Source organism: Hydrogenobacter subterraneus (assembly GCF_055390195.1).
Genome location: NZ_AP042473.1, coordinates 921,494 through 933,664, shown reverse-complemented (window position 1 = coordinate 933,664; position 12,171 = coordinate 921,494). Strand labels below are relative to the sequence as shown.

Genomic DNA, 12,171 nt, shown 5'->3' with positions numbered 1-12,171 from the left:
CACTACTAATTATTTTACCTCTTCTAAATACTTTCTTCCTTTTTCTGTTATCTCCCATATACCTCTGGGAGAGCTATTGGAGAGTAGTCCTCCTTTCACAAGGTGTAGCCTGCGCCAATGAGCATATTTTCTCCACCTTATATCCCCTGATGGAATCCTTTCATAGTCTCTCTCTGTAAGCCTTCCCTTCATCTTTTCTTCCACTTTCTTTAATACCTCCTCTGCCCGTCCACTGCCGCCCATTTCCACCAAAGATTCAAGTATCGGTATTGTGTATTCCTCTGGCTGAGTGTATTTTGCCCTACGCCTTGTGTATTCTGTTTTTTCCATTTTGACTTCCCAACTTTCTTCCTTTAAAAGCCTTGAGGCATGAGAGTTTTCCCATTCTTTTTGCAAAGCCATAACCTTTTCTTTGAATTTTTCCATGCTTTCTGCCTTTTCTATGTATTCCCGTGCTTGGTGGTAATTGGATATGTCAAGGGTTGACCTGCTTTTGTCTTTTAGTATGTTTATAACTCCTTGGATTTCCTCAAGAAGCAACTTGAAAGCTTCGGAGACGCTATCCATATTCATTTTGCCCCTCCGTGGTTGGGTGTATTATTATATCCTAAGATAGAATTAAACAAAGTTATCTATCAAGACCGGTTATTTCCTGTAGGAGCCGATCTATGCAACTCCTTAGTTTAGAAAGTTCATTTTTTACTACTTCCCAAATAATTTCATCATCCACATTAAAATACTCATGAACCAAAAAATTCCTAAAATCCTTAATTTTCTTCCAAGGAATATGTTGGCACTTGCCCTTGTATTCACTTGTTATATGTGAAACTGCTTCACCTATTTCTATAAGATTTTTTATAACAGCATCCTTAGTTTTTAAATCATTTTGGAAATCCTCAAAGCTCATATCCTTAGTATATTCTTCAATCCTCTTAATGCATTTTAATATATCTTGCATGAAAAGTTTTGGATTTCTCCCACTCCCTTTCATAATATATACACCACATCCTTCTTAACACTTTCCCAAAGCATTGGTTTATTTTTTAGAGTGTTTAAGGTGGTTAGGTCTACGCTTATGCCCAAGATTTCTTCCAGCTTTTCCTTTAGGCTAACTATGTTAAGTCCTATTGGTTTTTCCAATTCTACAAAGATGTCAATATCACTCGTTATCCTGTTTTCACCTCTTGCATAAGAACCAAAGATGGCTATGCTTTTTACACCAAAATCCTTTTTTAGCTCTTCAAAATGCTCCTGTAAAAGCCTTTTGGCTGTATCAAGGTCTTTTGCATAGTTTTTTATCCTTATAAATTTAAACTTGGAAATATAACGTGGGTAAGTTTTTATAGTTCTTATTTTAGGAATTGCATTCAATTTAACCTGCCTCATGGCACACCTACCTTTATCATAAGGAACTCAATGAGTTGCGTTTATGATTTAGGTCATGTTTTATGTTGCTTGGGTTTAGGGGGCGGGTGGAAGACCTATAAAGGACTTATGAAGTTATGTTTATCATTTTGCATCCACCTTCCTATATGTAATTAATAATTTTTGACAAGTATACGCCGGGTGAGAAATTAGGCCTCAAGTTCACCCCTCCTGTAATAGCTATATCCAATAGCATAAGCATATGTATAAACAAGCACACAAGTTAAAGTCCTCCACCCACTACCAGCATTGAAAAGCTTTATCTGACTTATAACACCCTCCACCACCTGCCTTTTTGCCCTCATATCTTTACTATCACACACAATCACACCTTCACAACCCCTATAACCCCTATCTCCATACACCACACAACTCTCCACAAGCTTCCTAAACCATAAACTCCTTCTCTTCCTTTCCCTAAATGCCCTAACCTCATGCACACTTCCAAAGCTTATCCACACATCATAAACTCTTCCCCACCTATCACATAACACCATCATCAACATGCCATACCTGACCTCCTCAAACTCCACTACCTTCCCATTGTCTCTCCGAACTATCTTCCTTCTCCTCTTTGCCCACCATACCTTCCCTCTTACCCTCCTTATCTTCTGTGTCCTCGCCCTGTTTACATTGGCTATGTCCACTATGGTTCCATCTATTACAAGTTCTATCTTCTTACCATACAAAAGCCTTGCTAAAATCATAAGCCTCAGCTTGTGAAGCTTGTATTCTCTCAATATCCTGTATACTCTCTTGAGTCTGTATCTTCTGAAGATATGCCATGATTGTATGGATGGGTCAATAAGTAGTTTAGCTAAGGTGAGGACTTTTGTATTGGTTATGTAGGAGAGTATAAAGATGGCTGCTATATGGATGTCTGTGAGTTTAGGCTTTCTGCCTGCTTTAGCTTTTGGCACATTAAGGAATGGCAAGGCATTTTCAAGGTCTTTTAGGATTTGTTGGTAGATGCGTAGGTAAGGTGGTATAATTTCCATGGTAAAAACCTCCGATGGTTTTTAGGGCTACTATTATAGTAGCCCTGCTGTCTTTTTATTGATATGGAAAGTTTGGCTTAAAGGGAATTTCTCACCCAGCGTATACTATGTATTATGATTATACATAACATAACAAGCTAAGGAGGTAATGCCATGAGGTGTGTGACGGATATAAGGCAAATCCTCTTCTCTCGCATAGATGAGATAAAAGAAAAGTTTGGCGTTGAAAGGCTTGGGATATTTTTCTTAGATAAGAATGAGGATATTAATATACTGGTAGAGTTTTTGCCGGGAAAGTTGAACTTTGATAACTATATGGACTTGAAGTTTTATCTTGAAGAATTGATTGGTGAAAGAGGGAATCTTATAACGAAAGATGGAATTAAGCCAAGATTTAGGGATTTAATTTTGGAGAAAGTGGAGTATTTATAAAAGCTAATTAAGATAGTTTTCCAAAAATCTTCCTTTGTATAGCAATTTATTTTGCTACTTTCTTTCTTAAGACATTCTATTAATTTCCTATCCGTGGTTATAAACATAACTTCTTTCTCGCTGTAATCCTCTATCAATTGATAGCACAGGTTTACTAAATATTTATCGTCAATATTAACGCATTCAATATTTATATCCCTTCCTCTTAATTGAACTTCAAGGTATTTATCACTGTTATAAAGTATCTTGTGAGTAAGTATTCTTACTATCATCCTATTCTCAGTATCACTTTGTTTTAAAAATTTCCATAACTTCTCTTCAAACTTTGATTTATGGGCTACAGCCAGTTTATCACATTTTTCTATCATTTTTATTAAAAACCTTATTGCCTTTTCCCGCTCTTTTCTTTCATATTCCCCTCTAAGCTCATGCCATATCCATTCATCTATTACCAAAATCATTTTTAAATTTCAAAAAATGCTTTTAGGTCTTCTAATTCTCCTTCCATAAAAGAAGAAAGCCCGCCTTTTATCCTCCCTCTTTCATCACATTCCTGCTCCTTAAATATGGTCTCTCCCTTTTCCTTTTCTACCAAATAGAATTTTACCTTTTTGTGTGATATATCCTTCCTTCTAATGGCAGACAATAAGGAAGATACAAAAACTTCACTATGTGTAGTCAATATAATCTGTTTGTTCTCTTCCTCCACAATTTTACACATAATTTTTGCAAGCTTTCTAATAATGGATGGATGTAGGTGTATTTCTGGTTCCTCTATGAGTATTATCTTTTTGTCTTTTAGATAAAGCTTTGCAAACATATAAACTACCTGATTAATTCCAAAGCCTTCGTTGGTAATTAAAATCTCTTGATTTGAACCTTTTTCCTGTATAAGAAATCTTGATAATGGTATGCCTTGGATAGGATGTATCCTAAAGCTTTTGTTTGCAATCTCTTCCAAAGCTTTGCTTATTTTTGGTACAAGGTCTTCTTGGTTTATTATGGCTGATGCTACCTCTTCATCGGATATAAGGACGTGTGGAACTTCATACCTTAGGTAGTGTGAATAAAAAGCTTCAAAAAATCCACGGTTATGCGGTGCTATATCAACCTGTTTAATAGTGTTGGCTATTTCATTAAGCTTAGAGATTAAATTTCCAGTTTGTCCTTCTTCCTCCACGCTTCCAGACAAGCCAAGCACATAAAAACCATTCCAATAGGCTTTACCTTTTAGAGTTTTAAGGTCTATTTTTGTCTCAAATATCTTTGTCTGTTTATAAGGTATGCTAAACTCCGCAGTTAGCTTAATGTTTTTGTATTTAAGATAGGTGTTTGCTTTGTCCTTTTTTAGGGATATACCAAACTCTCCAGAGTTTGTTGAGTAAGATATTTCCATGGCCAATTCTTCATCCTTTCCATAAAGGCACTCTTTTAGGCCTCCAAGGTCTATAAATCCAAGGTCAAAGAAATTATCTATGGGTTGGTTTGGATTGGTTATTATTTTGTTAAATACCATAAGAGCATATAGTAGGCTGGATTTTCCGCTTGCCGTTGGTCCATAAAGCACATTTAAAGCACCAAGTTTTATTTTTGCTTCTTTATGAACCTAAAGTTAGAAATTGTTAGTTCTGTAATCATTGCACTAATATTTTAGCATGTGAGTTTATCATTCCTTTTCATAATATGGTGCATATCATATTGTTATAGCTTAAAATTGTCCCATTAAAATATTTCAAGGAACTCAATGGGTTGTGTTTATGATTTAGGTCATGTTTTATACAGATGGAAAACAGTTGCCTAATATGTTTCTCCAAATTTCCATTGCTCTTTCTGGTGATGTATTAGATAGCTCAATTGCCTCTGTTATTTTTGATGCTGTGTTTTTAATGGCTCCTATATCATTAAAGGTAAGAAGTAAATCTATGTTAAATCCGGCTACCATTTGGTCTATTATTACATCTGGTATATAGCCCTTGCCCGCTATTTCAAAGATATATTCTACAATCCTTCTCTTTTTCTTTTTTACCTCTTCAGGGGTTAAACCAAGATGCTCTGGAAATACTTCATCCACCACTCTTCTATATCTTATGCTGTCCTCTACTTTTCTAAAATCTTCTATAAAATTCTTTACATCATAAAGAAATTCCTTTAACTTGGTAGGCTTGGCCTCTGGTAGTTTATTGCCTCGGATATATAAAGGTAACATCTCTAAGGGTAATATCTCTAAGCCGTTTCGTAAAGCTTCTATTAATATCTGACTGGAGAAAAACATTTTCAAAGCCTTTGGAAAATCATCAAAGCGTTTAAACTTAGGATATTGTGATGGCTTTTTACTCTTCAATGGAGATTTATAAAATATGCATAAAGCTACAGCTTCTAAAAATAAAGGGTCCATAATATCTCCAATCCTTCCATTCCAGTGCTTTATAATTTTTATCAACGGTGTAAATCTACCATTGGTTTGGCTGTCTGCTATTAGAACCAACTTCTCAAAGTTTGGACTAATCTCATAATTTTTAAGACATTCCTCAATAAACTTCTCAAAAGCTTCTGAGATTATGTTTGTCATTTCACTTTCCCTCCTTCATGCTTTTTATTATAACTCTCCCTCCACTATCCTTATCTCCTCTTCTGTTAAGCCATAGAGTTTATAAACAAGCTGGTCAAGTTGTTTTTCAAGTTCTTTTACTCTTTCGTAATCTGATGTAGCACGGACATTCTTGTCCATGTTTTTATAATCACAGGCAAAAGTGCCTGTGATACATTCAAGTATCTTATCCACAAGGTCAATGATTGGCTTTTGTTGGTCTTCGGGGACTTTGGGGATGGGTATGCGTTCTACGTATTGGTTGGAAAGTAGAAAACCTTTATCAGCATATTGATGGACATAAGTTTTTATATAATAGTCAATAAGGCGCGAATTTAGAACTCCTATTAAAAAGCGAAGATTATTCCCAACCATAAAAGCCATAGAATCAAGAATATACATTCCTTTTGGAACTATACAAAATGAGAATTGTTGCGTCACCCTCTGCCACACAATTTTTTCCTTTTCAAATTCATTGATGACATTTATTCCTGTTTGTATTTCCCACCAAAAATCTCCCTGAGAGGGTCTATTAAACAAATTCTTCCCCTCTTTGTTTATTAAATTTGATTTACTCAAAAGATAATGATACAAAGCAGGATAGTTTTCAGCAAAGGCGTTTTCATAATTTTCTGGAAAGCTTTTCTTAGTCCATCCAGAAAAAGTTGCAATCACCCACAACCCCGCCCACTTATACCTCCACTTTTCAATATCTCTACCTCTCAAAACCGGCTTGATTATCTCTTCTGTTCTCTTTCTCTCTTCCTCTGTTTTGCAATTAGCAAGGATTTTGTTTCTCGTTTCTGTATCAATAATAAAGGCTTCATTATAACCTGTCTTTATTCCAAAATAAATTTTCACATCCCAATCCTTTAAAGGTGTTCCTATTTTTTCTATCTTTTCTTTTATTGCCAAAACCTTGTCTTCTGCAAGTGTCCAGGCGCTGTCAGAGAGTTTCTCTTGTAATATGGTTTTCTTATTGTTTCTGATGTATTTTATAACATCATCATCAACATCACTTCCTACATTAACAAAGCTTACCAAATGCCCTTTTTCTGGTTTGGATTTCAAAAGAGTGATTATATTAGTGTCCACAGTTTGCTCAAAAACTCTGTAGCCCGAAAAGTCCACAACTTCAATAACCTTTGTGTTTTCTTTCAAAAACTTTCTCAATTTTTCTCCATACTTTGCCCTCATCCACTTGTTGGAAGTGATAAAGGAAAGTATGCCTTTGTCTTTCAAAAGCTTATAGCCCTTTTCATAAAAATACACATAAAGGTCCGCCGTGGATGTAAAAACTTCATACTTTTGCTTTTGTAAATCAGGCTTTAAATTTTTAATCTTTTCCTGCCTCACATACGGCGGATTACCTATCACAATATCAAACCCATCTACCACTCCAAACATCCACTCGGGGTCAAACCAATCTGCCTTTGCGGTGGGGTCCAAAATGTCAAAGTCTGCCACCTTTTGGGCATCTTCCTTTTTATATTCCTTCTCCAATATTTTTAATAGTTCCTTTCGCAACTCTTTATCTCTATCTTCCAGTCTTTTCTTTTCATCCCTGTTTCTGACCCTAAAATACCTCTCCCTAATTCTCTTTAATTCGTTCTCTATTCTTTGTAGCTCGCTACTTTTCATTATTAACTGCTTTCCACTCTCCAGACCTATTAGTGTGTTGGCACATACAAACTTTGTCTCAAGGTGGGGCAATGGGAGTATGCCAAAGTTGTTGTTTTTGTCGTTGCTGGGCTTTTGGTCAAGGATCAAAGACAGGAAGAACCTTAGCTTTGTCAGTTGCACCGCTATAGGCTGGATATCCACTCCGTATATGCAGTTTTGGATGAGATAAAGCTTTCTTCCGTAGTCGGGGTAATTTCTTTGTTCGTTGAAGACTTCCAAAAGGTATGCCCTTTCTTCGTTTCTTTCCTCTTGGGTCATCTCTTCCCATCGCTCGGAGAGTTCATTGGTCAGTCTTCTTAGCTGTTCTGACTTCCAAAGTTCGTTGGTTGGGTCTATTCTGTTAAGCAGATAAACAAGCTTGTGTAAAACTCCCATAGGAAAGGCTCCAGAACCTACGGCAGGGTCCAATACCTTTATCTCATCTATTGCTTTAAGAATCTTGTGCCTCTCTTCCTCGCTTAGCTCCACATTTTCCTCAAAGCCAAAAAGCTTTTCTACGCTTCCTTCCTCAATGCCTGTTTTTGTCCTAAGGTATTCCTTCAGGCTTTCCTCCACCATAAAATCCACTATCTCCTTTGGCGTGTAATAAGAACCTGTGGCCTTTCTGGCGGTGGTTTGTGTCTCCTCGTTGTAGCTTGCCAAAAGGTTTTCAAAGATATGCCCTAAAAGCTCTGGGTCCAAAGATACTTCCACATCCACAGGAGAGTTTTCATCGGCCGTAAAGTTATAGTCTTTAAGGATGTTTATAAGTCCTCTTACCTTTTCCCTTCTTGCGTTCGTGCCATAAAAGTAAGACAGGTCTTCTGTTCTTTCAACCAAAAAGAAAAACTCATCTGGAATCTTTGCCCTTTTGCTCTCTTCCCTTGAAAAGCCATCCACATATTGGCTGTCTTCATCCAAACACTCAAAAAGCCCACCGTTTATAAAGGGTGTTTTCTCAAAGAGTTTTATAAAGTCCTCTGGCGGAATCTTTAAAAAGCTTTGATATCTGTATAGGTTTTTAACTCCAAAGTGTGTTCTGTTTTGTAAAAAATCCCCTTCCTTTGCAAACTCCCTTTTGCTGACCTCCCTGTTCAAGGTTGCAAAGAAAAGGTTCTGAAGTATGACATTGTAGTAGTAGTTTCCACTTCCAAAGTCCTTAACTATATCCTTTAACCTCTCCTCATCAAAAATTTCTTCCGGCACAAGCTTCATCTCTTTCAAAAACCATACAAATATAAGCCTTGTAATAAGCCTTATAAGGTTCTCCTCCTTTGTCCCACCGGGAAACCACACTCTATCGTCTTTCAAAGCCCAAGCATACCAGTTTTGAATTTCCTTGTAAAATTCCTTTATAAGTGGCTGGACTGCAAAGGCTTCTGTGATACTCTCTATGCTATCAAGCTGTAATTCCAATAAGGCTTTTTTAAAGGTCCTGTAAGGCTTTCCCTTTTGGACAAAGTAGGTATATCTCTTGTAGTGGCTAAACTTGTGCTTTGCACCTTCATAAATCTTATGAACAAAAGAGAACCTAAAATTGCCCTTTTTATCATAAAAGACAAAAAAGCCACCGTCTTCAAAGCCCAAAAGCCTTTTTGCAAGCTCAAACTGCCTTTTTTTACTGCTTCTTTCCGATAGCTCCTTTTTGCTCTCTATAGCATATATGGCTATAATATCATCCTTTAACCTTATGTTTTCCTCTCCATAAGGCTTTAAAACATAAAGCTTTCCAAAGTATTCTTCATAATCTTCCTTTGGTAGAATATCTTCAAATTCCTTTAGCTGTATTCTTAGCTTTTCTTCAAAGAATTTTCTAAGATTACTCAAGGAACATTGGTTTATCAGGTTTTCAATAAGCCTCTCCATCTTCCTGTCCCCTGTTTTCTATGGATATTATAATTAACTTTTCTTTTCCCTTGTCCTTTACGGCTTTTTCCAAAAAGTCCTTTCCAAGCTCATCCATAAGCTCCTTTATGCTTTCTTTTAGCTTTTCTAAATCATCTAAGTATTCTCCCCACTCTTGTATCCTTCTTATGGCCTCTTCCGTAAGTGTTCTATAGCTTTCTATGTCCTTCTTTATATTCTGTAAAAACTCCCTTTCGTCCTTGCTTAGCATCTGCCCATACTTCTTTTCCACAGTTCTTATCACACTAAAGGCAGAGTTTATGTTTCTTGAATTGTTTGCATACTTAGTTCTTTGCCCCTTTTCAAGATGTTCCAAAAGCTTATTGTAGCTGTCCCAAAAGCTTGGGCTATGGGGCAATCTTGGCGTGTCTGGCTGTGCCTTTACTGACTCATACACATCTTCAAAGCCAACAGACCTTATACCATCTTTGTCCTTCTTTACCACAAAAAGGTCTGTGCCACTTTTTACCACCACTATCAGCTCATCCCTTTGGTAGGGCTTGGCCACCTTTAGGCGTGTGGGCATATTCTCAAGCCTTTGTATGATGTCTCCATACTCCTTTTGATAGGCTTCCCATTCTTTGCGCAGTGATGTGATAAAGGATTCTTCTTCCAGCTCCTCTGGGTTTTTGGTTAATCTCTCATAAAGCTTTGATGGGCTTGGCTCCTCTTCTGGAGAGAATATCTTCGCATCCTCACCAAGTATATCGTGTATCATAAACATTTTGCTTTGGGCTATTTGCTTTTGTCTTGTTTCGCTCTCTCCCCTCTCCGTTGGGAAGAAGTTTAGAATGTATATCTCATCGTAGACCTTCTTGCCAATCCTGTTTATCCTTCCCACTCTTTGTATTACTCTTACTGGGTTCCAAGGAATATCGTAGTTTATGACCACACCAGCCCTGTGTAGGTTAAAACCTTCTGATAGTCTATCCGTTGTTATAAGTATATGGTATTTCCCTTCATCATCCTTTTCTGCGTTAAAGTTGTTGTTTATTTCATCTATCATACTTTTATTAAACTGGCCTGTGGCCGTCAATACCTTATCACCGAATACTTCTTTGAGTTTTTCATCAAGATAGTTGGCCGTATCCACATACTCGGTAAAGATTAAAACCTTTCTTCCAGCATCTATGTATTTTTTCACCTCTTGTATTAGTTTTTCCACCTTTGGGTCCTCTTCCAAAAGCCTCAGGCTTTCCATCCTTTCCTTTATCCTCTTGAAAAGCTCAATATCCCCTTCTATGTGTTTTACAAATTCATCTCTTAGGTCTTCAAGCTTGTAGACCTTCTGGTATTTTTTGCCCTTTGTATTTTCTTCCAGTTTTTCAATGTATTCCTTTATGGCCTTTTCTATCTTCTCATCATCCTCTTCTTCCAAAAGGTCCTCCATAAATTTTCTGTCAAGGATAAAGGTTTTTGCCCTTTTTACAAAATCCAAAGCCTTATTGTGTAATTCTATAAAGTTGTTTATGCTCTCATCAAAGGCATTAAAGCTACTTTCAAACCTCTTTACCAAAAGCCTCCTCATAAAGTTGTAAAGGTTCTTTTGAGACTCTTCCATAAAGGCATCTTCTTCCTTGTCCTTCAAATACTTTGCAGGGTAGTATATGGCTCCCTTAAATTCTCCATCCTCTTCAAAGGACCTTATGACCTCATCGTAAAACTCAGATTGCTCTTTGGTGAGTTCATAGTAGCATGCTATTGGGTCTTCCACCTTTGGCATTGGTATTTCTTCACCATAATACTTTAGGTCCAAGCGGTTCCTTCTTATGGTTATTGGTTCAATAATACTCCTTATCTCCTTTGCTATTTCTCTAAGCCTTTCTTCTATCTCCTTTTTTCTATTGCTTTGAGCTTCTCTTTTTTCCCTCAAAAGCCTTCTAAACTCATTCTCGTAGCCTTTAAACAGGCTTTCAATGTCCTCATCAAGGACCAAGTTTGACCTGGCGGGCACGGTAAAAAGTTTCAAAAGGGCGTATATGTCCGATGGCCTGTTATTAAAGGGTGTGGCCGTAAGAAGCATTACCATCTTTCCCCTGCATATCTCATGCAAGTAGTGGTATCTTTTTGTCTTCTCGTTCCTAAACCTATGGGCCTCATCCACTATAACTATCTCAATATCAGGGTTTCTTTTTACAAAATCCAATACATCTTCAAGCTCTCCTAAGGACCATACTTCCCAATCGTGAAGTTTAAAATCATTTAAATACTTTTTCCATCCCCAGTTTGCACTTTTATCTCCCACAAGATGGGGTGGGCAGACTACCAAGCCTCTTTTACCAAGCATTCTGGCAATGCCACAAGCTATAACAGATTTCCCAAGTCCTACCACATCTGCCAAAAGCACACCGTTATACTCCTTTAGGCTCCTAACACCTTGCAATATGGCCTCAACCTGATATTTATAAGGCTCATATTCTGCTCCTCTCAAAATCTCTTCCGCCCTTTCCCACTCTTCCTTCTCAAAGCTTGTGTTGAGCTCAAGGTAAAGCTTTAGAAGATAAAGCCAAGCTTCAAAGGGTGTTATCTCCTTCATAAAGGTTTTTTCTCTTATGGTTTTTATAACATCCTCCGGGCTTATCTCTACGGCATCTTCCCATAGCTTGTCAAAATATTCTTCGGCCTTTGTTCCATACTCCGCCAATCCTATCTCTATGTTGAACTCATGCTGGTGGTTTAGGCCAGCCCTTGTTAGGTTGCTACTTCCAGTTATAAAAAGGGGGTATGTTATAGCAGGCGATGAGAGTTTAAATAGGTAAAGCTTGGCATGGTTTGGCTCCCTCGTCTTTTTTAAGATAAGCTTTTTTTCTTCCAAAAGCCTCAAAAAGAATTCTGCCTGCTCGTAGACCTCTTTTATGTCCAAGTCCTGAGAATTGAAAGCCCTCTCAAGGGATTTTAAAAAGTCTTTCCTTGGGTCTTCTACAAAGGTATGCTCGTATATTCTGTAGGTGGCAAGGTCCACGTTTAGCCCCACCAAGACCTTTATAAAGCCCTCTTGCATATCCCCCTTCTCATACCTCTCTTTCAATGCGGAATAAAGCTCTGGAATGGCCGAAAAATAGAAAAAGGCCGTCAAAAACTTTAGCTCCCTACTATCCTTTATTACAGCCTTTAGCCTTTCCCCCAAATTTTTTTGCTTTTCGTTGGTAATAAACATGGCTG

9 protein-coding genes are annotated in these 12,171 nt (G+C 37.4%); 1 reads left to right on the top strand and 8 read right to left on the bottom strand.

The window, feature by feature from the left end; all coding sequences use genetic code 11:
* Positions 1-9: 9 nt before the first annotated feature.
* The 4 genes from ACZ5GB_RS05110 to ACZ5GB_RS05095 form a co-directional block, all read right to left on the bottom strand.
* A complete protein-coding gene (locus ACZ5GB_RS05110; protein WP_464326179.1) occupies positions 10-573 on the bottom strand; it encodes a winged helix-turn-helix domain-containing protein in 564 nt (187 codons plus the stop codon).
* A gap of 55 nt (positions 574-628) precedes the next feature.
* Positions 629-991 carry a HepT-like ribonuclease domain-containing protein gene (locus ACZ5GB_RS05105; protein WP_339945934.1) on the bottom strand — a complete coding sequence of 121 codons (363 nt, stop codon included), beginning with the start codon at positions 989-991 and terminating at the stop codon, positions 629-631.
* Complete coding sequence (locus tag ACZ5GB_RS05100; RefSeq protein WP_339945936.1) at positions 988-1,386, bottom strand: nucleotidyltransferase family protein; 399 nt, start codon at positions 1,384-1,386, stop codon at positions 988-990. Before ACZ5GB_RS05100 ends, ACZ5GB_RS05105 begins: the two co-directional genes overlap by 4 nt.
* A gap of 188 nt (positions 1,387-1,574) precedes the next feature.
* The gene (locus ACZ5GB_RS05095) at positions 1,575-2,423 is read right to left on the bottom strand and encodes a hypothetical protein (RefSeq protein WP_464326178.1); all 849 of its coding nucleotides are present in this window, start codon (positions 2,421-2,423) and stop codon (positions 1,575-1,577) included.
* Positions 2,424-2,576: 153 nt separating this feature from the next.
* On the opposite strand from ACZ5GB_RS05095, the gene ACZ5GB_RS05090 reads away from it, so the two are divergent.
* Positions 2,577-2,855: a nucleotidyltransferase family protein gene (locus ACZ5GB_RS05090; protein ID WP_464326177.1), complete on the top strand. Its 279-nt coding sequence runs from the start codon at positions 2,577-2,579 to the stop codon at positions 2,853-2,855.
* 463 nt (positions 2,856-3,318) lie between these two features.
* Here ACZ5GB_RS05090 and ACZ5GB_RS05085 read toward each other — a convergent pair whose 3' ends face one another.
* The 4 genes from ACZ5GB_RS05085 to ACZ5GB_RS05070 form a co-directional block, all read right to left on the bottom strand.
* Positions 3,319-4,422 (bottom strand): AAA family ATPase, encoded by a 1,104-nt coding sequence (locus ACZ5GB_RS05085; RefSeq protein WP_464326176.1) that lies wholly within the window; start codon positions 4,420-4,422, stop codon positions 3,319-3,321.
* A 207-nt stretch (positions 4,423-4,629) separates the two neighbouring features.
* Positions 4,630-5,424: a hypothetical protein gene (locus ACZ5GB_RS05080; RefSeq protein ID WP_464326175.1), complete on the bottom strand. Its 795-nt coding sequence runs from the start codon at positions 5,422-5,424 to the stop codon at positions 4,630-4,632.
* A gap of 27 nt (positions 5,425-5,451) precedes the next feature.
* Positions 5,452-8,970, bottom strand: a complete 3,519-nt coding sequence (locus ACZ5GB_RS05075; protein ID WP_464326174.1) for an Eco57I restriction-modification methylase domain-containing protein — start codon at positions 8,968-8,970, stop codon at positions 5,452-5,454.
* Entirely contained in the window at positions 8,954-12,166 is a 3,213-nt protein-coding gene (locus ACZ5GB_RS05070) for a helicase-related protein (protein ID WP_464326173.1), read from the bottom strand. The genes ACZ5GB_RS05075 and ACZ5GB_RS05070 overlap by 17 nt, the downstream gene beginning before the upstream one ends.
* Positions 12,167-12,171: the final 5 nt, after the last annotated feature.

Bases quoted from the DNA above. Each gene is read 5' to 3' on its own strand.
- ACZ5GB_RS05110 (WP_464326179.1), bottom strand. From the start codon at position 573: ATGAATATGGATAGCGTCTCCGAAGCTTTCAAGTTGCTTCTTGAGGAA.
- ACZ5GB_RS05105 (WP_339945934.1), bottom strand. From the start codon at position 991: ATGAAAGGGAGTGGGAGAAATCCAAAACTTTTCATGCAAGATATATTA.
- ACZ5GB_RS05100 (WP_339945936.1), bottom strand. From the start codon at position 1,386: ATGAGGCAGGTTAAATTGAATGCAATTCCTAAAATAAGAACTATAAAA.
- ACZ5GB_RS05095 (WP_464326178.1), bottom strand. From the start codon at position 2,423: ATGGAAATTATACCACCTTACCTACGCATCTACCAACAAATCCTAAAA.
- ACZ5GB_RS05090 (WP_464326177.1), top strand. From the start codon at position 2,577: ATGAGGTGTGTGACGGATATAAGGCAAATCCTCTTCTCTCGCATAGAT.
- ACZ5GB_RS05080 (WP_464326175.1), bottom strand. From the start codon at position 5,424: ATGACAAACATAATCTCAGAAGCTTTTGAGAAGTTTATTGAGGAATGT.
- ACZ5GB_RS05075 (WP_464326174.1), bottom strand. From the start codon at position 8,970: ATGGAGAGGCTTATTGAAAACCTGATAAACCAATGTTCCTTGAGTAAT.
- ACZ5GB_RS05070 (WP_464326173.1), bottom strand. From the start codon at position 12,166: ATGTTTATTACCAACGAAAAGCAAAAAAATTTGGGGGAAAGGCTAAAG.